Here is a 22,661-nt window from a genome sequence, read left to right on the forward strand (position 1 = left end):
ACCTTCACAAGCGCGGAAAATGCTTAAGGCAAAAAAACTCGAAAATTGATCAAAGGGGCTGGGCAGAGGAGAAAAAAGCGCGATATAGTCATGAGCCCGGTCACTGGAAAGTGGCCGTTTTTTTTTTGCCCAAATGGTCAGTTTTTCAAGGGTTTGGGCAGGTTGCGGCTCTGTCGAGCCGCAACCTGAGTCAGGTCAGTGGCGACCCTGTGGACGACCACCGCCGCGGCGGCTATTGCTGCCTGCGGAGCGCCGACGAGCTGCAGCTGCGGCCGCAGCCTGCTCCGCTTCATTGGCGTCAGTAGCGGCTTTTTCTTCCGTACTTTGCTCGCGCTTGGGGACCGGCTTGAGGAAGCGTTCTTCCGGCGGAATGCACTCCAGCTTGTTGCCCAGCAGCTCTTCGATCGGCGGTACCTGGAAGGCATCGTCTTCACCCGCCAGGCTGATGGAGGTGCCCTTGGCGCCGGCACGGCCGGTGCGACCGATGCGGTGGACGTAATCTTCCGGGTCTTCCGGCAGGGTGTAATTCACCACATGGCTGATGCCATCAATGTGGATACCCCGGCCCGCGACGTCGGTTGCTACCAGCACCTTCAGCTTGCCGCTCTTGAAGTTCTCCAGCGTACGCACGCGCTTTTGTTGCGGCACATCGCCGGACAGCTGGGCGGCATTGATACCGTCACGCATCAGGCGCTCTTGCACCCGGCGCACTTCGTCCTTGCGGTTGGCAAAGACCATTACCCGGTCCAGTTCCAGCTGAGTGATCAGGTTGTAGAGCACCTTGTACTTGTCGCGGCCGCTGACGGCGTAGACTTTCTGGGTCACGTTCTCGGAGGCTGGGCGTTCTGGCTCGATCTCGACGACCGCGGGTTCGTGTGTCCACTGGCGAGCGAGGTTCATCACGTCGTCGCTGAAGGTGGCGGAGAACAGCAGCGTTTGACGGTCGCCCTTACGCGGGGTCTGGCGAATGATCTGGCGTACCTGCGGGATGAAGCCCATGTCCAGCATGCGGTCGGCTTCGTCGAGGATCAGCACTTCAAGCAGATCGAGGTGGACTTCGCCGCGGTTGCAGAAATCGAGCAGCCGGCCCGGGGTGGCAACCAGAATGTCGCAGTAGCGTTGTTCCAGTTGCTTGAGCTGCTTGTCGATGTCCATGCCGCCGACGAAGGTCATGACGTTCAGCGGGCAATGCTTGGTCAGTCCTTCGGCGTCACTGGCGATCTGCATCACCAGTTCGCGGGTTGGGGCGATGATCAGCGCCCGAGGCTCACCCATGAAGCGCTCGTCCGGCGGCGGTGTTTCCAGCAACTGGGTAATGGTCGACACCAGGAAGGCGGCCGTCTTGCCTGTGCCGGTCTGAGCCCGGCCGATAGCGTCGTGTCCGCGCAGGGTGCTGCCCAGTACGGCGGCCTGAATCGGGGTGCAGTAACTGAAGCCCTGGTCCTGAATGGCGCGCATCAGGCTGTCAGGCAGCGGGAAATCGTGGAAGCGGGTTTTACCCTCGGCCGGTGGCACCTGAAAGTCACTGATGCTCCAGGGCTTGACCGGGGCCGCCGGTGGTTTGGCTGGACGCTTGCGGTCACGGTTACGTGGCTTGCGTTCGCGATTACCGCCTTCATTCTGCTTGGCAGCAGGAGTGGGTGCCGCCTGGTTGGGGCTGGTGTCGGCCGCTTGCGGCGCCGGCTCTTCTGTCTTGCTAATCAGCTTTTTCAGTGCTTTGAGCACAGGCTTCTCTCGACTACATGGAAATTAAAGATCAGGCAGTGTAAAGCAAGGCCGCGCGTTCGCGAAGCCTTGCGGTTGTTTTTTGAACAGCTGTGACCGGCGCGTCGAGGCGCGACACAGCTCAGAGGCCGAGGCGCTCGACCAGCCAGTGGCGGATGTCGGCAATCTCGTCCATGCAGACCTCATGGCCCATCGGGTATTCGAACCAGCGCGTTTGGTGGCCTGCGTTCTGCATCAGGTCGTGGGCTTCGCGGCCCATGGCCAGCGGCAGTACCTCATCAAACCGGCCGTGGGCGCAGAACAGCTCCAGCGGATGCTGCATGGGGTGCTGCTGCAACAGCTGCTCAAGGCCGGGCCCGTAGGTCGACAGCGCCATCACACCGCCGAGCGGCAGCTCGCTGCTGACGGCGGTGCAGAGTACAACCGCGCCGCCTTGGGAGAAGCCAGCCAGAATGATGTTTTCCAGCGCGATGCCCTGTGCACACTGTTCGTCGATCAACTGGCGCACCAGTGCGACGGCTTCATCAAGGTGTGCCTGATTGATGGCGCGGGCCGGTGACATACCGAGGATGTCGTACCAGCAGGGCATCGGGAAACCGCCGTTGATGGTCACCGGGCGGGTCGGGGCCTGCGGAAAGATGAAGCGGATGCCGTGATCAGCGGGCAGCTGCAGGGCTCCAACCACCGGCACAAAATCGTAGCAGTCGGCGCCCAGACCGTGCAGCCAGATAACGCTGCGAGTGGCGGGCGAGGCGGGTTCGATGATGTGCGGTGACATGCGGGCTCCTTGCAGGAAAGCGAATTTGGACGCCCTTTATACTGCTGCGCGGGGCTAATACCAAGCGCAAGTGCAGCCCGTCGGCTGGCGGGCTGCAGGCGAGCTGGGTACTCAGGCGCGGGACATGAACTTGCCGGACTCAGTATTGATGCGCAGCACTTCGCCGGTTTCCAGGTACTCGGGAATCTGGATTTCCAGTCCGGTGGCAAAGCGCGCAGTCTTGGTGCGTGCGCTGGCGGAGGAGCCCTTGATGGCTGGCGGCGTTTCCTCGATGGCCATTTCTACTACTGCAGGCAGTTCGATACCGACCAGATTGCCTTCGACCAGCAGGCCATACAGACCTTCGATCCCGTCGTGCAGGTAGGGCAGTTGGTCTTCCAACTGGTCGGCTGTCAGGGTGAACTGGGCGAAGTCTTCGTTATCCATGAAGGTGTAACCGTCGGCATCCAGATAGAGGAACTGAACCGGGCGCTTCTGGAAGTCGATGAAGGTCAGGATGTCGTCACCGGTAAAGCTCTGGTCGAGTTTCTGCTTGGTCTGTACGTGGTTGAAACGGACTTTGTACAGGGTGGTGCCGCTGCGCGAGGACGGGCTCTTCACCTCGATCTGGCTGACGATATACGGCTGGTTGTTGATCTGGACGATATGGCCTTTTTTCAGTTCGGCAGCTTTGGGCATGACGGCGTACTCAGGGGATGAAAAGAGGCGCTATTCTGCCCGCAGCCGCGGCCCGTGAGCAAGCGGCTACAGGCCCCGTGGTCAGCGGTCCGACGGGGCGTCAGGCGTGTTGTCGGTTCCTTCCTGATCGGCCGGTGTGATTGGATCAGCGCTGGTGCCCGTGGCCGGAGAGGATAACGGCTCGGCCCCCGGATTGCCTTCGATGCGGTAGCTGTGCACCAGCTTCTCCAGGCCCTCGCTGTTGCGCAGGTTGACGTCCAACTGGCGGAAGGCGATCTCGATACCGTGCTCTTTGAACTGGCGGTCAATCTCGCGGTTGATCTCGTCGATAGCCATGTTGCGATCGGCCAGTTCCTTCACATGCACGCGCAGCTCGTGATCCAGGGTGCTTTCGCCAAAGTTGAGGAAAAACACCAGCGGTTCAGGGTCCTTCAGGACCCTGCTGTTGGATTGGGCAATTTGCATCAGCAACTCCCGAACCAGCTTGACGTCCGAACCATAGGCAACCCCGACCTTGATGATGACCCGGGTAATGGTGTCCTGCAGCGACCAGTTGACGATCTGTTCGGTCACGAAGTTCTTGTTCGGGACGATGATTTCTTTGCGGTCAAAGTCGGTAATCGTCGTTGCCCTAATCCGGATTCGATTGATGGTGCCGGACAGATTGCCGAGGGTGACCACGTCACCAATGCGCACTGGGCGTTCAAACAGGATGATCAGGCCGGAAATGAAGTTGGCGAAGATCTCCTGCAAGCCAAAACCCAAACCAACACCGAGCGCGGCGACCAGCCATTGCAGTTTGTCCCAGCTGACGCCAAGGGTCGACAGCGAGGACACCAAGCCAAAGCCGACGATGACATAGCTCAGCAGGGTGGTAATAGCGTAGCTGCTGCCCTGACGCAGTTGCATGCGTGAGAGCACCAGGATCTCAAGCAGACCTGGCAGGTTTCGCGCCAGGGTGATGGTCAGGACGATAGTAACCAGTGCGCCGAGAATATCGCCGACGCTGATCGGTACGGCTTCGCCGGCATTCAAGCCCGTGCCTTCGTAGTGCCATAGGGTGACGGACTCGAGATAGGAGGTGGCACTGATCAGGTCGGCCCAGGTGAAGTAGAGGGCAATACCAAAAGCCAGCAGCAGGGTCAGCTTGGCCAGCCGCAGCGACTGTTGATTGATCTGCTGCAGGTTCATTTCCGGGATCTCGACGGCTACCTCGGTGTCGCTTTGCCCTTCGCGTGCCTGCGCGGCCTGACGTTTGCTGATGGCGCGCTGGTAGGCCAGTCGCCGCCCGGCAACGTTCAGGTTGCGCACGACGGTACCCTCGACCAGCATCCAGAGCACAATCAGATAAAGGCTGTCGATAAAGCGCTCGGCCAGCTTGACCGCCGTGTAGTGGTAACCCATTGCTGTCATGCCTGCCAGGGCCAGCGGTGCGATGATCAACAGAGCGGTGGCGACAGAGTGCACCACGCGGGAGCTGTATAGCGGCTGACTGCGTAGCAGGAAGCGCCCCAGCAGCAGTGATAGCGCCACCATGCCGACCAGCATGCCGGTGCGCCCGATCGGGTCGGTACCGCTGTAGTCGGGCATGGAGCCATGCAAGCCGAGCATCAAGACGAGTGGCATCAGAATCCAGGCCACATTGCGTACCAGTTTGCGCAGCCGGTGAACCAGATCGTCGTCCCAATGGAAGTGGCGGGTCGCGACACCATGCGGATCGAACACCCGGTACAGCATGTGCAGGACGAACCAGGCCAACGCCAGCTTGAGCAGGCCGATACCCAGTGCCGGAGCACTTTGCTGGCTATCGAGGCGCAGCAGCAGGCCGGCTCCAGCCAGTAGCGCGGGCATCGGGCTGACCAGCAGCGCGGTCAGCAGGAGCGCGCGCGGGGTGTGCCATTGGCTGTCACGGCGAAAATGGCCTACCTCGTCATGCAGCGTATTGAGGCTGCTGCGCAGTCGTGGTCGGCGCCAGAGGTACAGCGCCAGCAACAGCAGTGTGCCCAGACACCAGGGGAGGTGGCGCTTGGCAGCGTCAAACAGATTGTCCCACTGGCGGGGTAGGTTCATGCTGTTGACCTGGCGGGCAACTTCCTTGGGCAGGCTGGTCAGCCAGCTGCGTTCGATGGGGCGGCTGCTGGCAACCCAGAACAGCTGATCGTCGATGGTCCGTTTAAGGTCGCTGCTCAGTTGCTGCAGCTGGCGCTGGTTGATCTGCAGGGTAATGGCCAGATTGATCAGGCTGTTGATATTGCCGTTAAGCTGCTCGACCAGGTTGACCCGGGCGTTGACCATCTTCTCCAGTTCCGGGCGTAGCGTATCGCGCTGGCGGACCGGGATTTGCAGCAGCAGTTCGTTAAGGTAGGCGTCTGGGCTGGCCAGGTTCTGTGCCTGTTGGTTGAGCTCGAACTGGCGCAGGCGCAAGTCGGCAATCTGGTTGGGCAGGTCCTTGTCTACCTCCACCCGGGGCAGTTCGTTCTTCTGTTGGTGCAGGATGCGCGACAGCAGCAGGCTGCCTTCCAGCACCTCGATCTGTTGCTCCAGCGCCTTGTCGATCTGTGTCAGGTGCTCAGTCTGTTGTTTGGTCTCGATGTTCTGGCGAGTCAGCACACCAATCTGTCTGGTCGCGTTCAGCAGTTCCTCGCTCAACTGGCGGTTGATGCTGCTCTGGCCCTGCAGCACCTTGTTCTGACTTGCTTCCTCCGGCAGGGTGGCGTCGCTGACGGCCTTCTCGGATACCGACTGACGTTTGTCATTGATGACGGTTTGCAGCAGCTTGATATCGTCTTCAATTTCCCGAATCTGCAGCGTCAGCAGGTTCTTCTGCTGGGTGGCCAGGTCCTGCAATACGTTGTTGCCGGCCAGCCGCTGGCGCAGCAGTTCGCTGTCGGCGCTGAGGTATTCCAGTTCCGACTGCAGCAGGGCAATGCGGGCTCGGGTGAGGGTGGTAGGGGCCAGGCGTTGCTGGGTGCGCAGCTGATCATTCAGTTGCTGACTGCGGCGCTGATTCTCGGACACGCTGGCTTGGGTGCGCTCCGGCCGGGTCTGAGCGGCGATCAACTGGCCATTGACGCCGGTCAGCTCATTCTGCCAGGTGAACATCTGGTTGACCTTGTCGCTGAGCAGGGTTTCCAACTGATCCAGTGACTGGCGCTCCAGTGCCGCGCGTTGCAGGCTGTCGTCCTTCTTTGCCAGCCGGTTATGCTCGGCACGCACGCTTTGGGTCTGGCGTGGGGCTTCGGCGATTTGCTCTTGTAGGGCCTGTTGTTCATCCAGGGTCTGCCGGGTCTGCCTCAGAAAACCCAGAGTATTCTGTTGCAGATCGCTCAGTTCGCGCTTTTCCGCTTCCTGCATATTGCTGTTGTTGGTGCTGTCGATCTCCGCAGTGAGGCTTTCAATCCGTTGATCCAGATCGCCGGTCTGCTGGTTATCCTGAGCCCAGCTCAACGAGCTGAGCAGCAGACAGCTCAGAAGCACGATCGCACGTAGCGGCATGGTGATGTTCCTGAATGAGTCTGTGCGCAAGGTTAGCCCTCCTGCTGCCGATTGGGAAGCTGACCACGCTGCCACTTCCGGGTTCCCGCAGGCCCAAACGCAGCAGGCCACCCGAAGGTGGCCTGCTGGGATGCCGCGAGCGGCAGGGAGGTCACAGATCGATCAGAACCAGGCGTCCTGCATGTCGTAGCAGGTCAGGTCGCGGTTTTCCAACACGTTCAGGTCGTGGTGGCAGGACGGCACTTCCCAGCGCAGGAAGTAGCGGGCGGCCTGCAGCTTGCCCTGATAGAACGCGGTGTCTGCGTCGTTGCCGGCAGCCAGGCCCTGTTGAGCCTTGACAGCCTGCTCCAGCCAGCGCCAGCCGATGACCATGTGACCGAACGCCTTGAGGTAGAGCGCCGAGTTGGCCAGTGCCTCGTTGACCTTGCCCTGACCCATGTCACCCAGCAGCGTCATGGTGACGCTGCCGATGTGCGCGTGCAGTTTTTCCAGCGGCTCGCGCAGATCGTTCAGCTCGCTGTATTCGGCAGCACGCTTGCAGCAGCTCTGAATCAGGCCGGATAGTTGCTTGAGCGCGGCGCCACCGTTCATGGTCACCTTGCGGGCCAGCAGGTCGAGCGACTGGATGCCGTTGGTGCCTTCGTGGATCGGGTTCAGACGGTTGTCGCGGTAGAACTGCTCCACCGGGTACTCACGGGTATAGCCGTGGCCACCGAGGATCTGAATCGCCAGTTCGTTGGCCTTGAGGCAGTAGTCGGACGGCCAGGCCTTGACGATCGGGGTCAGCAGGTCCAGCAGCTCAAGTGCGGTCTTGCGCTGCTCTTCGGTTTCCAGGGTTTCGGTGTCGTCGAACAGACGGGCGGCGTAAAGCCCCAGGTCAAACGCGCCTTCAACGTAGGACTTTTGGGCCAGCAGCATGCGCTTGACGTCGGCATGCTCGATGATCGAGACCTGCGGCGCGCTCGGGTTCTTGCCGTCAGGCAGGCGGCCCTGCGGGCGCTCGCGGGCGTAGTTCAGCGAGTACAGGTAGCCGGCGTAGCCGAGCATTACCGCGCCCATGCCGACGCCGATCCGGGCCTCGTTCATCATCTGGAACATGTAGGACAGGCCGTGGTGCGGCTTGCCGACCAGATAGCCGACGCAGTTGTCTTTGTCACCGAAGTTCAGCGCGGTGGACGTCGTGCCGCGCCAGCCCATCTTGTGGAACAGGCCGGCCAGGGCCACATCGTTGCGCTCGCCGAGGGAACCGTCTTCGTTGACCAGGAACTTGGGCACGATGAACAGCGAGATGCCTTTGACGCCGGGCGGTGCGTCGGGCAGCTTGGCCAGGACCATGTGGACGATGTTCTCGGACAGCGGGTGATCGCCGCCGGAGATGAAGATCTTGTTGCCTTTGAGGCGATAGCTGCCGTCACTGGCCGGTTCGGCCTTGGTGCGAATGTCGGACAGCGAGGAGCCAGCGTGCGGTTCGGTCAGTGCCATGGTGCCAAAGAAACGGCCTTCGATCATCGGCTGCAGGTAGCGCTCTTTCTGCTCTTCGGTGCCGAAGCTCTCGATCAGGTTGGCCGCACCCATGGTCAGCATCGCGTAGGACGAGGTCGCTGCGTTGGCCGACTGGAAGTGGGCGAAGCAGGCCTGCGACAGCAGATTCGGCATTTGCATGCCGCCTTGCTCAAAGGTGCGGGTCGCGTTCAGAAAGCCCGCTTCGAGGAAGGCATCGACCGCCGGTTTGACTTCCGGGATCAGCTCGGCCGCGCCGTTGACATACTTCGGCTCGTTCTCGTCATTCTTGCGGTTGTGCGGTGCGAACAGCTTTTCCGCAATGGTACGGGCGGTGCCGATGGCCGCGTCGAAGGTTTCGCGGTTGTGGTCGGCAAAGCGCGGGCGCTCGGTCAGCGCCTCGGCGTCGAGCACTTCATAGAGTTCAAACGCCAGGTTGCGTTGGTCAATCAGCAGTTCGGACATAGTTCTTACCTCTATAGGAATCGCGGGGCAGTGTATTGAGTCGGTTTCAGTCAGGGAACGGCCATTGATGCCCTTGATATGCGCAAATCAGAACAGGCGAAGCGCAGGTTCGTCCAGCGCCGCGCGCTGCTCGCGCAGCGTCAGGATCTGGTCGGCCCAGTAACGCTCCTGGGCGAACCAGGGGAAGTGCATGGGAAAGGCAGGATCTTCCCAGCGGCGTGCCAGCCAGGCGCTGTAGTGCACGAGTCGCAGGCTGCGCAGGGGCTCGATCAAGGCCAACTCGGACGGGTTGAAATCGTGGAACTCGTTGTAGCCGTCGATCAGTTCGGAGAGCTGCGCCTGACGCTGATCGCGTTCGCCGGACAGCACCATCCACAAATCCTGCATCGCCGGGCCCATGCGGCAGTCATCCAGGTCGACCATATACAGGCTGTCGTCGCGCCACAGCAGGTTGCCCACGTGCAGATCGCCGTGCAGGCGAATCTGCTTGGCCGGATGCGCTTCCAGCTGATGTTTGACCACCTGCAGCAGGTCTTCGGCGACCGAGAAGTAGGCGGGTTGCAGGCTGGCAGGGACGACATTGGCGCTGCGCAGGTAATCCAGGCTGTCGCCGCCGAAGCTTTGCCAGTCGAGGGTCGGTCGGTGCTCGAATGGGCGCATTGAGCCGACCGCATGCAGACGGCCGATCAGCCGGCCGAGCATCAGCAGATGATCGGGATCGTCGAACTCGGGGGCGTGGCCACCAAACCGGCGGAACAGGCTGAAGCGAAACCCGGCATGCTCGAACAGCGTGCGGCCGTCGATCTGCTCGGGGGCAATCACCGGGATCTCGCGTTCAGCCAGTTCCAGGCTGAAGGCGTGCTCTTCAAGAATCGCCGCGTCGCTCCAGCGGCCTGGCCGATAGAACTTGGCGATCAGCGGTGCGGCGTCTTCGATGCCAACCTGGAATACCCGGTTCTCGTAGCTGTTCAGGGTCAGGATGCGAGCGTCCGACAGGTAGCCAAGCGACTCGACCGCGTCCAGGACGGTGTCGGGCGTGAGGGTGGAAAAGGGGTGGCTGGACATGGCGATCGACTCGGCGGCAAAGCGTGGTTGGACCGCACAGGGTAGCAGGTGTTGGCCGTGGAATCGCTTGTTACAGACGGGTTTCAGGGCGTGCGCGCGACGCACCAGACCTGAACCGAGGCGGCTCCTGCTCTAAGCAGCGTGCGGCTGGCCTCTCCGAGGGTGACCCCGGTAGTCATAACATCATCGATCAGTGCCAGATGTCGGTTCTGCAGTTGCCCGGGTTCAGGGCAACTGAAAGCACCGCGCAGATTCTGGCGCCGAGCTTTGGCGTCCAGCCCCTGCTGTGGCAGGGTGGCCTGGGTGCGTTCAAGTAGGTCGGGGCGACAGCTCAGGTTTGTCCGCGCAGCAACATCGCGGGCCAGCTCGTAAGCCTGGTTGTAGCCACGCTGCGCCTGTCGCTTGCGGTGCATCGGCACCGGCAGCAGCAGGTCGGGGCAGGGCGCGATGTCCTGCTGCAACCAGTCTGCTGCTGCCTCGGCGAGCAACTGGCCAAGCAGTCGGCCGATGGTTGTCTGGTCGTGATACTTGAAGGCGGGTATCAAGCTGTCGACCGGGAAGCGGTAGATCAGTGGAGCCAACGCATGGCTGAACGGCGGCGGTGCTTTGAGGCAGCGCCCACACTGCGCGGCCGCTTGCGGCAATGGCAGGGCGCAGCGCTGGCAGCAGGCCTGTTGCCAGGGCAGGTCAGCCTCACAGCCGGCGCACAGTTGCATGCCAGGTTGTGGGTTGGCACCAAGACAAAGTATGCATTGCGCGAATAGGTTGTTTTTTGTCCACTTGTAAACCTTCGGTGTTTTCAATGGTTGACAGCCTCCGTGCCGTCGTTATGATGCTCGGCAGACTTGGAACCCGCCCGGTTCCCCTGCCAATTCGAAGGGACAAGACCCCATGACTGCATCCGTGACCCGCCACGACTGGACTCTGGCAGAAGTGCTGGAGCTGTTCAATCAGCCGTTCAACGATCTGTTATTTCAAGCACAGACGGTGCATCGCACGCACTTCGACCCCAACCGGGTGCAGGTCTCCACGCTGCTGTCGATCAAAACTGGCGCCTGCCCGGAAGACTGCAAGTACTGCCCGCAGTCCGGTCATTACAACACCGGGCTGGACAAGGAAAAGCTGATGGAGGTCGAGAAGGTGCTCAAGGCGGCCGCCGACGCCAAGGCCATTGGTTCCACCCGCTTCTGCATGGGCGCTGCCTGGAAACACCCGTCCGCCAAGGACATGCCGTACGTTTTGAAGATGGTCGAGGGCGTCAAGGCGCTGGGCATGGAAACCTGCATGACCCTGGGCAAGCTGAGCAAGGAACAGACCGAGGCGTTGGCTGAGGCAGGGCTGGACTACTACAACCACAACCTCGATACCTCGCCCGAGTTCTACGGCAACATCATCACCACCCGGACCTACGCCGACCGGCTGGAAACCCTGTCGCACGTGCGCGATGCGGGTATGAAGATCTGCTCGGGCGGCATCCTTGGCATGGGTGAGTCGCTGAAAGACCGAGCCGGTCTGCTCATTCAGCTGGCCAACCTGCCGGAGCACCCGGAGAGCGTGCCGATCAATATGTTGGTCAAGGTTCAAGGTACGCCGCTGGCCGAGGAGCAGGACGTTGATCCCTTCGACTTTATCCGCATGCTGGCGGTCGCTCGGATTATGATGCCGAAGTCGCATGTGCGGCTGTCTGCCGGTCGCGAGCAGATGAACGAGCAGATGCAGTCGCTTGCCTTCTTCGCCGGCGCCAATTCCATCTTCTACGGTGAGAAGCTGCTGACTACCGGCAACCCGCAGGCCGACAAGGACATGCAACTGTTCGCCCGTCTCGGCATCAAGCCTGAAGAACGCGAAGAGCACGCGGACGAGGTGCATCAGGCGGCGATTGAGCAGGCGCTGGTCGAGCAGCGGGACAGCAAGCTGTTTTATTCGGCCGTCTGACGACGGCAGCCTCAAGCCATAAGCTGCAAGCCTCAAGCGAGCGCTGATGTGGCTTGAAGCTTGCAGCTTGCCGCTTGGAGCTTTTTTATGTCTTTCGACCTTTCTGCACGCCTCACTGAACGCCGCGCCGCGCACCTCTACCGTCAACGGCCACTGCTGCAGACGCCGCAAGGCGTCGAGGTGCAGGTTGATGGCGAGCAATTGCTCAGCTTTTGCAGTAACGACTATCTTGGCCTTGCCAACGATCCGCGCATCAACGAGGCGTTCGTCGATGGTGTGCGTCGTTGGGGGACGGGTGGCGGTGCGTCCCATCTGGTAACTGGCCATTCGGCTGCTCATCACGCGCTGGAAGATGCGCTGGCTGACTTCACCGGTCGGCCACGGGCCCTGCTGATGTCCTGCGGCTACATGGCCAATATGGGGACGGTCACGGCGCTGGTGGGGCAGGGTGATACGGTACTGGAGGATCGGCTCAATCACGCCTCGCTGCTGGATGCCGGTCTGCTCAGTGGCGCGCGCTTCTCGCGGTATCTGCATAACGATGCCGGCAGTCTGCGCGGCCGATTGAGCAAGGCCCAGGGTAATACGCTGGTGGTCACCGATGGCGTGTTCAGCATGGATGGTGATCTGGCTGATCTGCCAGCGCTGTGCGCCGAGGCGACGGCGGCGCAGGCCTGGACGATGGTGGACGACGCCCACGGTTTCGGCTGTCTGGGCGCACAGGGTGGGGGCATCGTTGAGCACTTCGGCTTGTCGACTGAGCAGGTGCCGGTGCTGGTCGGCACCCTGGGCAAGGCGTTCGGCACCGCGGGCGCCTTTGTCGCCGGCAGTGAGGCGTTGATCGAATCGCTGATTCAGTTTGCCCGTCCCTACATCTATACCACCAGCCAGCCACCCGCCGTTGCCCATGCCACATTGACCAGCCTGCAGCTGGTGCGCGAAGAACACTGGCGCCGTGACCATCTCGCTGTGCTGATCCGTCGTTTTCGGGCAGGCGTGAGTGCGCTCGGGCTGGAACTGATGGACAGCCCAACGCCGATCCAGCCGATTGTGGTCGGCAGCAGCGAGCGTGCACTGGCGCTGTCGGCTGCGCTGCGCGCGCGTGGCCTGTTGGTGACCGCCATTCGCCCGCCGACCGTGCCGCAGGGTACTGCCAGACTGCGTGTTACCCTCAGCGCCGCCCACACCGAACAACAGGTTGATCGCCTGCTCTATGCGCTTGGGCAGGCGCACAAGGAACTGAATGATGAATAACCTTACTTTGCTGCCTGGTTGGGCGCTGTCCGCGGACAACCTGCGACCGTTACAGCAGGCGCTGCAGGAGCGGCTCCCCTCGCTGACCGTTCAACTGGCGGAGCTGCCGCCGCGATTGCAGATGTCGACGCTGGAACCCGATCTGACGGCGCTGGCCGAGGCACTGCCTGCGGGCTGGCTGGCCGGCTGGTCGCTCGGCGGCATGCTGGCGGTGCAGCTGCAGCGGCGTTTCCCCGAGCGCTTTTGTGGCGTCATCACCATCGCCAGCAATGCCTGCTTTGCCGCGCGCGACAGCTGGCCACAGGCAATGCCGGTCGATACCTTCAAGGCTTTCCTCGGGGATGCCCGTGAGCACCCCGAGCGTATCCTCAAGCGTTTTTCCCTGCTGGTCACACAAGGCAGCGAAAATGCCCGGGAGCTGAGTAAGCAATTGCAGTGGAGTGATGCGGACCCGCTGCAGCGGCTTAACCAACTGGCACTGCTCGGCGTCATTGATAACCGAATTCCGTTGCAGCGCTGCGCTCAGCCGGTACTGCATTGCCTCGGTGGTAACGACGCGCTGGTGCCAGCAGCCGTCGAGTCAGACCTGCAGACGCTTAACGACAAAGCGCAGGTCAGGGTATTGCCGCAGGCTAGCCACGCGCTGCCGCTGGAAGCGCCTCTCTGGCTGGCGAGTGAAATCGCCGAGTGGCTGGAAGCGCAATGACCGCCGAGGTGATCGACAAGCAGGCCGTCGCCGCCTCCTTCAGTCGGGCGGCAACAACCTATGATCAGGTCGCCGAGCTGCAGCGTAGCGTCGGCACCAATTTGTTGGAGCGCTTGCCTAAGGACCTGCAGGCAGAGCGTCTTGTCGATCTGGGGTGTGGTACCGGGTATTTCACCCGTGCGCTGAACGCGCGCTTTCAGCAGCCGGTGCTGGGGCTGGACATCGCCGAGGGCATGCTGCGCTACGCTCGCAGCCAGGGGCCGGCTTCTTGTGCGTGGGTAACGGCTGATGCCGAGGCCTTGCCTTTGCGTTCGGACTCCCAGCAGTTGTTGTTTTCCAGCCTGGCGTTGCAGTGGTGTCCTGACCTGGGGCAGGCGCTGCGTGAAGCCCATCGGGTGTTGCAGGCGGGCGGGCACATGGTCTTCAACACACTGGTTGACGGCACGCTGCAGGAGCTGCGCGATGCCTGGCAAGCGGTCGATGGCTACGTGCACGTCAATCGTTTTATGCCGTTGGCACAATTGCAGCAGATTCTTGCCAGCGCTGGTTTCACCCATTGGTCCTGCGAGGTCGAAACCCACGTACTGCACTATCCGCAGCTCAGCGCCCTGACCCATGAGCTGAAAGCACTCGGCGCTCACAACCTGAACGCGGGCCGGCCGGGTGGGTTGACCGGGCGGGCCAGATTGCGGGCGTTGACCTCTGCCTATGAATCCTTCCGCCAGTCGGCGGGTTTGCCGGCGACCTATCAGGTCGCCCAGATCATTCTGCATAAAGGCCACCAGGCCTGAAGGAACCCTCATGAGCAAACGCTACTTCGTCACCGGTACCGATACTGAAATTGGCAAGACCACCGTCGCGGCTGGTCTGCTTTGCGCCGCGCGTCAGCGCGGTCTGACCACGGCTGGGGTAAAACCGGTTGCTGCAGGTTGCGAGCGGACGGCTGACGGGCTGCGCAACGAAGACGCGCTCGCGCTGCAGGCCCAGTGCAATCCGCCGCTGGCCTATGAACTGATAAACCCGGTCACGCTGGAAGCGGCCATTGCTCCGCACATTGCAGCACAAGAGGAGCAGGTCGCACTCTCGGCGCAGGGGCTGGCCGGTGCTTGCGAGACGGTGTTCGCACGTAGTGCGGATCTGACCCTGGTGGAAGGCGCGGGAGGGTGGTGTGTGCCGCTCAACGCTACCGAGCTACTGTCGGATGTTGCCGTTGCCCAAAAGCTGCCAGTGGTGCTGGTGGTGGGTATGCGCCTGGGCTGCATCAACCACGCCCTGCTTAGTTGCCGCGCCATCGTCGCTGACGGGCTGGAACTGGCGGGCTGGGTCGCCAACCAAGTTGATCCGGAAATGAGTCGGCCGGAAGAAAATCTGGCTACCCTCAAGCAACTGATCAACGCGCCATGTCTGGGCGTCGTACCCTGGCTGGAAGCTGCTGACGCGGCTTCTGTGGCCCGGTATCTGGATGTGACGCCGCTGGTCTGACGCGACCAGCGGTGCTGGGCGCGCGGCCCCGTCTGTGCTTGAATGTGGGTGTCAATCTATCCAGAGACCATGCCATGGCTACCCTTGACTTGATTTCCGCTGGCCTGACCAGTGTGCGTCAGGGCCAGAACCGCATCAGCGGTGCGGCGTCTGACATCGCCCGTGCTGCGCTGCCAGTCGACCCGGCAGCAGGCACCGCTCAGCCGGCTCAACCTGCAACCGGACAAGCAGCCGCTTCTGCGCCGGTAGAAACCGCTCGCCCGGTGAACTTGGTCGACAGTCTGGTCGAGTTGCAACAAGGCCGCCAGGAGGCTGAGGTCGGCGCGTCGGTGATCGACACGGCTGACGAAGTGCTTGGTACCTTGCTGGATGTCACCGCCTGAGCCTGATCAGGCTCACCGGCATGTTGCACCCAGATGACCCCTGTCGGCAGCAGTTACAGTAGCTATATCCCCTCCGCAGTTACTACGCAGACTGCGCGTTCCATTGCGGTCAATGATAACGTTCCGCCCGCTGAGGCCAACACCCGCTTTGCGCCGATAGAGCAAGCCGGCGAAGCGGCGGTTGGAACGGCCCCCTCTGATACCTCTCGCGACACCGAGTTGGCTGAAGCCGAGCGCAGCAAGCGTTCGAGGCTTGCCAAGGTTGAAGCGGAGCTGGCGCAGTCCGAGCAGAGCGAAATCAGGGATCTTGCCGCCCGTGATCGTGAGGTGCGTACGCACGAACAGGCGCACATGTCGGTTGGTGGTCAACATGCAGGCTCTGCATCCTTTACCTACCAGCGTGGCCCTGACGGTCGCATGTATGCGGTGGGTGGCGAGGTACCTATTGATACCGGCCCGGTTCCCGGTGATCCGCAGGCAACCATCGAAAAGATGGAGCAGGTGCGCCGCGCGGCGCTGGCGCCGGCAGAGCCCTCTGCGCAGGATCGCTCGATTGCTGCGCAGGCCGCCCAACTGATTGCTCAGGCAAGGGCTGAAGTGGCATCCACGTCATCTGATACGGCTGACGACAAGGGCTCGGTCGCCGCTACCGCGGCTGACGAAGAGCAGGCGGACGCCAGTTCAGCAGGTGATGCCCCCAGCGCGGACTTGTCTCTCTATCGCAGCATCGCTGCAGGCAACCCGGAATCTGCGGTGCGCGCGCAGGCCTGAGCTTAGCCAGCAGTATACAAACGCTTCGCTTTTATACTCATTGCTGTTGATACCGTGGCATTCATGCGGGGGTTGACAATGCCTGGGCGTAAACGTATGTTTCAAACGTCTGTTTGAATTCGAGCTGGCCATCAGCTCAAAACCGCAGCCTCGGCTGCCCGTGCATACTGATCAATACTTGAGGTCCAGTACCATGCCCGATTACAAGGCTCCCCTGCGTGACATTCGTTTCGTCCGCGATGAACTCCTGGGTTATGAAGAGCACTATCAGAGCCTGCCCGGCTGCGAAGACGCTACTCCGGATATGGTTAATGCCATTCTGGAAGAGGGTGCGAAATTCTGTGAGCAGGTGATTGCACCGCTGAACCGCGTTGGTGACACCGAAGGCTGTACCTGGAGCCCTGAGGGTGTGACTACCCCGACCGGCTTCAAGGAAGCCTACCAGCAGTACGTTGAAGGCGGCTGGCCGAGCCTGGCCCACAACATTGATCACGGCGGTCAGGGTCTGCCCGAGTCTCTGGGTCTGGCTATCAGCGAGATGGTCGGTCAGGCCAACTGGTCCTGGGGCATGTACCCGGGTCTGTCGCATGGCTGCATGAACACCCTGGATGCCCATGGTACCGATGAGCAGAAGCACACCTACCTGCCCAAGCTGGTATCTGGCGAATGGACTGGCACCATGTGTCTGACCGAGCCGCACTGTGGTACCGACCTGGGCATGCTGCGCACCAAGGCCGAGCCGCAGGCTGATGGTACCTACAAGGTATCCGGCACCAAGATTTTCATCTCTTCCGGCGAGCACGACATGTCGGAGAACATCATCCACATCGTGCTGGCTCGTCTGCCCGATGCGCCTGCCGGCACCAAGGGCATCTCCCTGTTCATCGTGCCCAAGTTCCTGGTTAACGCCGATGGCGAGAAAGGTGAGCGCAACGGTGTCACCTGTGGTTCGCTCGAGCACAAGATGGGCATCCACGGCAACGCTACCTGCGTGATGAACTTCGATGGCGCCACCGGCTACCTGATCGGCGAGCCGAACAAGGGCCTGAATGCCATGTTCACCTTTATGAACACCGCGCGTCTGGGTACTGCGCTGCAGGGCCTGGCACACAGCGAAATCGCCTTCCAGGGCGGTATCCAGTACGCCCGTGAGCGTCTGCAGATGCGTTCGCTGACCGGCAACAAGGCACCGGAGAAGCCGGCTGATCCGATCATCGTCCATCCGGACGTACGTCGTATGCTGCTGACCATGAAGGCGTTCACCGAAGGTAACCGCGCCATGGTGTACTTCACTGCCAAGCAGGTCGACATTCTGAAGAACAGCCAGGATGCCGAGCAGAAGAAGCAGGCTGACGCCATGCTGGCCTTCCTGACGCCGATCGCCAAGGCGTTCATGACCGAAGTTGGTTTTGAAGCGGCCAACCACGGTGTGCAGATCTACGGTGGCCACGGCTTTATCGCCGAGTGGGGCATGGAGCAGAACGTGCGTGACGCCCGTATCTCCATGCTGTACGAAGGCACTACCGGTATTCAGGCGCTCGACCTGCTGGGTCGCAAGGTTCTGATGACCCAGGGCGAAGCGCTGAAGGGCTTCACCAAGATCGTGCACAAGTTCTGCCAGAACAACGAAGGCAACGAAGCCATCGCCGAGTTTGTCGCGCCGCTGGCTGCGCTGAACAAGGAATGGGGTGAGCTGACCATGAAGATCGGCATGGCCGCGATGAAAGACCGCGAAATGGTCGGCGCCGCGTCTGTGGATTATCTGATGTACAGCGGTTACGCTTGCCTGGCCTACTTCTGGGCTGACATGGCGCGTCTTGCTGCCGAGAAGCTGGCCGCAGGTACTGCGGAAGAGGGCTTCTACAAGGCCAAGCTGCAGACTGCCCGTTTCTACTATCAGCGTATCCTGCCGCGCGTTCGCACTCACGTTGAGGCGATCCTGTCCGGTGCGGACAACCTGATGGAAATGGATGCTGACAACTTCGCGCTGGGTTACTGATTCAGCGACGCGTTGCTGCCAGTAAGAAGGCCGCCCCGGTAACGGGGCGGCCTTTTTTGTGCCGGGTACTCAGGGATTACGCGCCAGGCGCAGCCCGCTGAACTGCCACTGCGCAGCAGCTGGAAAGAAGTTGCGGTAGGAGGGCCGGCTGTGCCCTTGAGGGGTAGCGCAGGAGCTGCCGCGCAGCACCATCTGGTTGGTCATGAACTTGCCATTGTATTCACCGACGGCACCCGCCGCCGGTTGGTAACCGGGGTAAGGCAAATAGGCGCTGTTGGTCCATTGCCAAACCTCGCCAAACAGCCCGGCGAGATCCGGTGCGTTGCAGGCTGCGTGCTCCCACTCGGCTTCTGTAGGCAGTCGTGCCCCAGCCCAGCGTGCGTAGGCATCCGCTTCATACAGGTTGATATGGCAGACCGGCGCCTCAAGGTTGAGCGCTTGCCGGCCAGCCAGGGTGAAGGCGTGCCGCGGTTCATCTGCTGTCTGCTGCCAGTACAAGGGGGCCCGTGCCTGTCGCTGGTTGACCCAGTCCCAGCCATCGGACAGCCATAGCTCCGGACGCTGGTAGCCGCCGTCTGCGATAAAGGCCATGTAGTCGGCGTTGCTGACATTACGCTCACCCAGCAGGAAGGGTTCCAGCCAGACGCGGTGGCAGGGGCCTTCGTTGTCATAGCTGAAGCTGGCGTCGGACGCGCCGATCTCGCACAGACCGCCGGTGAACTCCCGATAGGGGTAAGGCTCAGTGGCAATAGCGGAGCGTTGTTCAGGTGCGTTTGTCCGCCAGGCGGGCATAAGCGGGTTGCAGGAAAAATGATGCTTCAGATCCGTCAGCATCAGTTCCTGATGCTGTTGTTCGTGCTGCAGGCCGAGGGTTACCAGTGCGGCGAGGCTGTGACGCTGGCTGGCGTCGCTCAGTACCTGCTGCATCAACTGGTCAATCCGCTGGCGGTAGTGGAGCACTTCTTCCAGCGTCGGCCGCGATAATAGACCGCGCTCGGCGCGTTGATGGCGTTCGCCAATGCCGACGTAGTAGGAGTTGAACAGTACCTTGTAGGCCGGATCAATGGCCGGGGGCGGCTCGGGCAACGCGGCGAGAACGAAGGTTTCAAAGAACCAGGTGGTATGGGCCAGGTGCCATTTCAGCGGGCTGGCATCGTTCATGGACTGAAGCTGACAGTCTTCGGCGCTGAGCCCGCGGACCAGCTCCAGTGAATAGGCTCGGACTCGGGCGTAGTCGAGCGCAAGTCCGCTGGCCGTCGTCTGGCTGCTCGTCCCGTTCATGCTGGCTCCGCCAGGAAGACGCCGAACCAGTCCTGCGCGTCAGTCCAGTAATGGGTGCAACGCAGGCCGCTGGCAGCGAGCAGGGCGCGAAACTCATCCGCACTGTACTTGTGGGAATACTCCGTCACGATGTGCTCACCGGCTTCGAAGTGGCGGCGAGTGTGTCGGGCCAGGCGCACGCTGTGCCGTTCTCGGGCCACCAGTCGCATTTCGATGCGGCGATGTTCATCGTCGAACCGGGCCCAGTGGTGAAAGAGCTCGGGTCGGAAGTCGGCATCCAGTTCCTGGTTGACGACGTTGAGGATGTTCAGGTTGAACGCGGCGGTAACGCCGCTGGCATCATCATAGGCTGCTTCCAGGATGGCGCGAGGCTTGAGCAGGTCGGCACCAATCAGCAGTCGCCCCTGTTCCCCGCAATGGGCTCTTATACGTCTGATAAAGTGCATGGCGGCGCGGGGTTCGAAATTGCCGATGGACGAGCCCGGGTAGAAGAAGACCGGTGGATTGTTGGGGCGCTCAGCCAGCAAATCGTGCAACTCGAGGTGTTGGGTGAAGTCGCTGACCACGCCGACGCACTCCAGCTGAGGGTGCTGTTGAGCAACAGCGGCTATCGAGCTTTGCAGGAACTCTCCGGCGATGTCGACACCAACCACTCGCGCCGGGTCGACCGCGTCCAGCCATTGCCGTGTCTTGTTGCAGTCGCCGCAGCCGAGATCGACCCACTGCGGGGTGTCTGGCAGCTGGGCGGCGATAGCCTCACGGTTGTCCGAGAAAATCTGCGCCTCGGTGCGGGTAGGGTAATACTCGTCGAGGCGACAGATGTCGGTAAACAGTTCGCAGCCGCGCTCGTCGTAGAAGTACTTTGAGTCGATGCGTGCGGTTGGCTGCAGCAGTCCCTGCAGAAGCTGTTGGCGCTCATCCTGAACCGGAAGGCGCAGGGTGGATTCGAGTCTGGGCAGGTCAAGAGCAAGGCTCACGTGGCGTCATCCTCTGCAGGTTAAAGTTAAAACCTAGCAGTGGGTTGCGCATACGGCCAAAATGACCGTCCAGTCAGGCCCTGAGTTGTGACCCGCTACCGCGCCGTTATCACAGTCCCTTGGCGTTGTCGGCCAGTACGCGGATAGCCTTGAACAGCTTGCGCGCAGCGGCTGGCGGCTTGTTCTGCTCGACTTCCCTGGCAGCCTGCCGAACGAGTTGGCGCAGGTGCTGACGATCCGCGTCGGGATAGGCCAGCATGAATAGCTCCAGTTCGTCCGCGCGACCGGTCAGCAGCCGGTCGCGCCAGCGTTCGATTTGGTGAAAGTGCTGGTTGTGAGCTGCGCTGCTGCTGTCAAACAGATCCAGATAGGTCTGGATTTGCTCAATATCCTGATCGCGCATCAGTTTGCCGACAAAGCTCATATGGCGTTTCAGGGCGCCGCGTGCGGTGTGCCGACTGGCCTCGGCGAGCGCCAGGCGCAGCTTGTCTGTCAGCTCCAGCTTGGCCAACTGGTCGGGTTTAAGTGCCAGTAGGCGCTTGCCCATCTCCTGCAGGGCGTCCATCTCCCGTTTGATCTGGGTTTTGCTCTTGCCCTCATCAACGGGGTCGAGGGATTCGTCGTCGTGAAACTCGGTCATGGTGATCCTGTCTGGAGATGGTCGCGCCAGCGTTGGCCGGGGGGCAATGATACCTGCTTAGCGCCGGCCGCGGCCAATCCATGGTGGTTTCCGGTTGCGCAACCTCGCTACAATGGTTGCTTGATCCGGAGGTGATATGAGCGCGAATACGATCAGCGTAGCCGAGAAACCTGAAGTCCTGCAGCAGGCGCTGGAGCAACGCGTCGCCTTTATCGTTGACGAGGCGCGCCGACAGGGCGCTAGCGCCAGTGAGGTAGCTGTCAGCCAGAGTACCGGTCTGTCAGTCAGTGTGCGCAGTGGAGAGGTCGAGACGGTCGAGTTTAATCGCGACCAAGGCTTCGCCATTACCCTGTATGCCGGCCAGCGCAAGGGCTCGGTCAGTACCTCCGATACCTCTGACGCCGCTATTCAACGCGCGGTTGAGACAGCGCTGGCAATTGCCCGACATGCCTCCGAGGATCCGTGCTCGGGGTTGGCTGATGCCGAGCTGATGGCCACCGAGTTGCCGGACCTTGATCTGTTCCATCCGTGGGCGCTGTCTGCCGAGCAGGCGATTGATCGGGCGTTGGAGTTGGAGCAGGCCGCCCTGGCCGTCGACGCCAGGCTGGTGACTGACAGTGCGCAGATCAGCACTCAGCAGGGTTGCCGCGTCTACGGCAACAGTCATGGCTTTATCGGCAGTGCGTTTGGCAGTCGGCATAGTAGTGCAGCGGTCATGATCGTCTCGTCCGAGCAGGGCATGCAGCGGGATTACTGGTATGCGGTTGATCGCGTGCCGGGTCGTCTGCCGAGTGAGCAGGCCGTTGGACGCAAGGCGGGGGAGCGGACGCTGTCGCGGCTGAACCCTCGTACGGTCAAGACCGCCAAGGTGCCAGTGCTATTTGCCGCGGACCAAGCCGCAGGTCTGGTTGGGCATCTGTTTGGTGCCATATCAGGCGGTGCGGTATATCGCCAGTCCACGTTTTTGCTCGATGCCCTGGGGCAGCCGATCTTCCCGAGCTGGATGACCATGCGTGAGGCTCCGTACCTGAAACAGGGGCTCGGCAGTTCAGCCTTCGATGGTGACGGCCTGCAGACACGCGAGCAGGCGTTTATTGCAGATGGCGAGTTGGTCAGCTGGTTGTTGAGCACCTACTCGGGTCGCAAGCTCCAGCTGCCCAGTACCGCTAACGCCGGTGGTGTTCATAACCTGCAGGTCACCAGTAACGCGGGCAACCTTGATGCACTGCTCAAGGAAATGGGTACCGGTCTGCTGGTGACTGAGCTGATGGGGCAGGGCGTGAACGGGGTGACCGGGGATTATTCGCGCGGTGCTGGCGGGTTCTGGGTCGAGAATGGCGAAATTCAGTATCCGGTCAGTGAGATCACCATCGCCGGTAATCTGAAGGATATGTATGCCAACCTGCGTTGCGTTGGCAACGACGTTGAGCGCCGTGGCAACTACCTGACCGGCAGTTGGCTGGTGGATGGGATGACGGTGGGGGGCGCGTAGCGCCCCCCACCGTCAGCTGCAAGCCGCAAGCTGCA

Annotated in this window: 19 protein-coding genes; 9 read left to right on the forward strand and 10 right to left on the reverse strand. The window is 61.6% G+C overall.

All coding sequences use genetic code 11. The annotated features are described in order from the left end of the window. Positions 1–195: 195 nt before the first annotated feature. The 7 genes from rhlB to C1949_RS13795 form a co-directional block, all read right to left on the reverse strand. Complete coding sequence (gene rhlB / locus C1949_RS13765; protein ID WP_104739052.1) at positions 196–1,725, reverse strand: ATP-dependent RNA helicase RhlB; 1,530 nt, start codon at positions 1,723–1,725, stop codon at positions 196–198. A 121-nt stretch (positions 1,726–1,846) separates the two neighbouring features. Then, complete coding sequence (locus C1949_RS13770) at positions 1,847–2,503, reverse strand: alpha/beta hydrolase (protein WP_104739053.1); 657 nt, start codon at positions 2,501–2,503, stop codon at positions 1,847–1,849. 111 nt (positions 2,504–2,614) lie between these two features. Further along, positions 2,615–3,181 carry an elongation factor P-like protein EfpL gene (gene efpL, locus C1949_RS13775; RefSeq protein ID WP_104739054.1) on the reverse strand — a complete coding sequence of 189 codons (567 nt, stop codon included), beginning with the start codon at positions 3,179–3,181 and terminating at the stop codon, positions 2,615–2,617. 81 nt (positions 3,182–3,262) lie between these two features. Further along, a complete protein-coding gene (gene mscK / locus C1949_RS13780; RefSeq protein WP_104739055.1) occupies positions 3,263–6,676 on the reverse strand; it encodes a mechanosensitive channel MscK in 3,414 nt (1,137 codons plus the stop codon). A gap of 162 nt (positions 6,677–6,838) precedes the next feature. After that, positions 6,839–8,641, reverse strand: a complete 1,803-nt coding sequence (locus C1949_RS13785) for an acyl-CoA dehydrogenase (protein ID WP_104739056.1) — start codon at positions 8,639–8,641, stop codon at positions 6,839–6,841. Positions 8,642–8,728: 87 nt separating this feature from the next. Continuing rightward, a complete protein-coding gene (locus C1949_RS13790) occupies positions 8,729–9,706 on the reverse strand; it encodes a serine/threonine protein kinase (protein WP_104739074.1) in 978 nt (325 codons plus the stop codon). A gap of 83 nt (positions 9,707–9,789) precedes the next feature. Then, positions 9,790–10,422, reverse strand: coding sequence for a ComF family protein (locus C1949_RS13795; RefSeq protein ID WP_229744416.1), 633 nt, complete (start codon positions 10,420–10,422; stop codon positions 9,790–9,792). Between the two features lie 175 nt (positions 10,423–10,597). On the opposite strand from C1949_RS13795, the gene bioB reads away from it, so the two are divergent. The 8 genes from bioB to C1949_RS13835 all read left to right on the forward strand — a co-directional run bounded on the left by bioB (position 10,598) and on the right by C1949_RS13835 (position 18,236). Continuing rightward, complete coding sequence (gene bioB, locus C1949_RS13800; RefSeq protein WP_104739058.1) at positions 10,598–11,641, forward strand: biotin synthase BioB; 1,044 nt, start codon at positions 10,598–10,600, stop codon at positions 11,639–11,641. Positions 11,642–11,728: 87 nt separating this feature from the next. Then, positions 11,729–12,895, forward strand: coding sequence for an 8-amino-7-oxononanoate synthase (bioF, locus tag C1949_RS13805; protein WP_104739059.1), 1,167 nt, complete (start codon positions 11,729–11,731; stop codon positions 12,893–12,895). Further along, entirely contained in the window at positions 12,888–13,601 is a 714-nt protein-coding gene (locus C1949_RS13810) for an alpha/beta fold hydrolase (RefSeq protein WP_170063080.1), read from the forward strand. The genes bioF and C1949_RS13810 overlap by 8 nt, the downstream gene beginning before the upstream one ends. Further along, positions 13,598–14,392 (forward strand): malonyl-ACP O-methyltransferase BioC, encoded by a 795-nt coding sequence (gene bioC, locus C1949_RS13815; RefSeq protein WP_104739061.1) that lies wholly within the window; start codon positions 13,598–13,600, stop codon positions 14,390–14,392. The genes C1949_RS13810 and bioC overlap by 4 nt, the downstream gene beginning before the upstream one ends. 10 nt (positions 14,393–14,402) lie before the next feature. Beyond that, on the forward strand, positions 14,403–15,083 hold the full coding sequence (gene bioD / locus C1949_RS13820) for a dethiobiotin synthase (RefSeq protein ID WP_104739062.1): 681 nt from the start codon (positions 14,403–14,405) through the stop codon (positions 15,081–15,083). A 74-nt stretch (positions 15,084–15,157) separates the two neighbouring features. Further along, positions 15,158–15,466: a hypothetical protein gene (locus C1949_RS13825; protein ID WP_104739063.1), complete on the forward strand. Its 309-nt coding sequence runs from the start codon at positions 15,158–15,160 to the stop codon at positions 15,464–15,466. 33 nt (positions 15,467–15,499) lie between these two features. Further along, entirely contained in the window at positions 15,500–16,237 is a 738-nt protein-coding gene (locus tag C1949_RS13830; protein ID WP_104739064.1) for a putative metalloprotease CJM1_0395 family protein, read from the forward strand. A gap of 193 nt (positions 16,238–16,430) precedes the next feature. Next, positions 16,431–18,236 (forward strand): phenylacyl-CoA dehydrogenase, encoded by a 1,806-nt coding sequence (locus C1949_RS13835; protein WP_104739065.1) that lies wholly within the window; start codon positions 16,431–16,433, stop codon positions 18,234–18,236. A 69-nt stretch (positions 18,237–18,305) separates the two neighbouring features. On the opposite strand, the gene egtB is transcribed toward C1949_RS13835, so the two are convergent. From egtB to yjgA, 3 genes are all read right to left on the reverse strand, one after another. Then, complete coding sequence (egtB, locus tag C1949_RS13840; RefSeq protein ID WP_104739066.1) at positions 18,306–19,517, reverse strand: ergothioneine biosynthesis protein EgtB; 1,212 nt, start codon at positions 19,515–19,517, stop codon at positions 18,306–18,308. Further along, the gene (gene egtD, locus C1949_RS13845; protein ID WP_104739067.1) at positions 19,514–20,494 is read right to left on the reverse strand and encodes an L-histidine N(alpha)-methyltransferase; all 981 of its coding nucleotides are present in this window, start codon (positions 20,492–20,494) and stop codon (positions 19,514–19,516) included. Before egtD ends, egtB begins: the two co-directional genes overlap by 4 nt. A gap of 109 nt (positions 20,495–20,603) precedes the next feature. Continuing rightward, on the reverse strand, positions 20,604–21,134 hold the full coding sequence (gene yjgA, locus C1949_RS13850; RefSeq protein ID WP_104739068.1) for a ribosome biogenesis factor YjgA: 531 nt from the start codon (positions 21,132–21,134) through the stop codon (positions 20,604–20,606). Between the two features lie 136 nt (positions 21,135–21,270). On the opposite strand from yjgA, the gene pmbA reads away from it, so the two are divergent. After that, the gene (pmbA, locus tag C1949_RS13855) at positions 21,271–22,626 is read left to right on the forward strand and encodes a metalloprotease PmbA (RefSeq protein WP_104739069.1); all 1,356 of its coding nucleotides are present in this window, start codon (positions 21,271–21,273) and stop codon (positions 22,624–22,626) included. The last annotated feature ends 35 nt before the right edge of the window (positions 22,627–22,661 follow it).

Origin of the sequence: Halopseudomonas oceani, assembly GCF_002903165.1 — a bacterium.
In the GTDB taxonomy this organism is placed as follows: Bacteria; Pseudomonadota; Gammaproteobacteria; order Pseudomonadales; family Pseudomonadaceae; genus Halopseudomonas; species Halopseudomonas oceani.

What these genes read in the sequence shown, in the direction of transcription:
- C1949_RS13770 (WP_104739053.1), bottom strand. Translation starts at nt 2,503, where the DNA reads ATGTCACCGCACATCATCGAACCCGCCTCGCCCGCCACTCGCAGCGTT.
- efpL (WP_104739054.1), bottom strand. Translation starts at nt 3,181, where the DNA reads ATGCCCAAAGCTGCCGAACTGAAAAAAGGCCATATCGTCCAGATCAAC.
- mscK (WP_104739055.1), bottom strand. Translation starts at nt 6,676, where the DNA reads ATGCCGCTACGTGCGATCGTGCTTCTGAGCTGTCTGCTGCTCAGCTCG.
- C1949_RS13785 (WP_104739056.1), bottom strand. Translation starts at nt 8,641, where the DNA reads ATGTCCGAACTGCTGATTGACCAACGCAACCTGGCGTTTGAACTCTAT.
- C1949_RS13790 (WP_104739074.1), bottom strand. Translation starts at nt 9,706, where the DNA reads ATGTCCAGCCACCCCTTTTCCACCCTCACGCCCGACACCGTCCTGGAC.
- C1949_RS13795 (WP_229744416.1), bottom strand. Translation starts at nt 10,422, where the DNA reads ATGCAACTGTGCGCCGGCTGTGAGGCTGACCTGCCCTGGCAACAGGCC.
- bioB (WP_104739058.1), top strand. Translation starts at nt 10,598, where the DNA reads ATGACTGCATCCGTGACCCGCCACGACTGGACTCTGGCAGAAGTGCTG.
- bioF (WP_104739059.1), top strand. Translation starts at nt 11,729, where the DNA reads ATGTCTTTCGACCTTTCTGCACGCCTCACTGAACGCCGCGCCGCGCAC.
- C1949_RS13810 (WP_170063080.1), top strand. Translation starts at nt 12,888, where the DNA reads ATGAATAACCTTACTTTGCTGCCTGGTTGGGCGCTGTCCGCGGACAAC.
- bioC (WP_104739061.1), top strand. Translation starts at nt 13,598, where the DNA reads ATGACCGCCGAGGTGATCGACAAGCAGGCCGTCGCCGCCTCCTTCAGT.
- bioD (WP_104739062.1), top strand. Translation starts at nt 14,403, where the DNA reads ATGAGCAAACGCTACTTCGTCACCGGTACCGATACTGAAATTGGCAAG.
- C1949_RS13825 (WP_104739063.1), top strand. Translation starts at nt 15,158, where the DNA reads ATGGCTACCCTTGACTTGATTTCCGCTGGCCTGACCAGTGTGCGTCAG.
- C1949_RS13830 (WP_104739064.1), top strand. Translation starts at nt 15,500, where the DNA reads ATGACCCCTGTCGGCAGCAGTTACAGTAGCTATATCCCCTCCGCAGTT.
- C1949_RS13835 (WP_104739065.1), top strand. Translation starts at nt 16,431, where the DNA reads ATGCCCGATTACAAGGCTCCCCTGCGTGACATTCGTTTCGTCCGCGAT.
- egtB (WP_104739066.1), bottom strand. Translation starts at nt 19,517, where the DNA reads ATGAACGGGACGAGCAGCCAGACGACGGCCAGCGGACTTGCGCTCGAC.
- yjgA (WP_104739068.1), bottom strand. Translation starts at nt 21,134, where the DNA reads ATGACCGAGTTTCACGACGACGAATCCCTCGACCCCGTTGATGAGGGC.
- pmbA (WP_104739069.1), top strand. Translation starts at nt 21,271, where the DNA reads ATGAGCGCGAATACGATCAGCGTAGCCGAGAAACCTGAAGTCCTGCAG.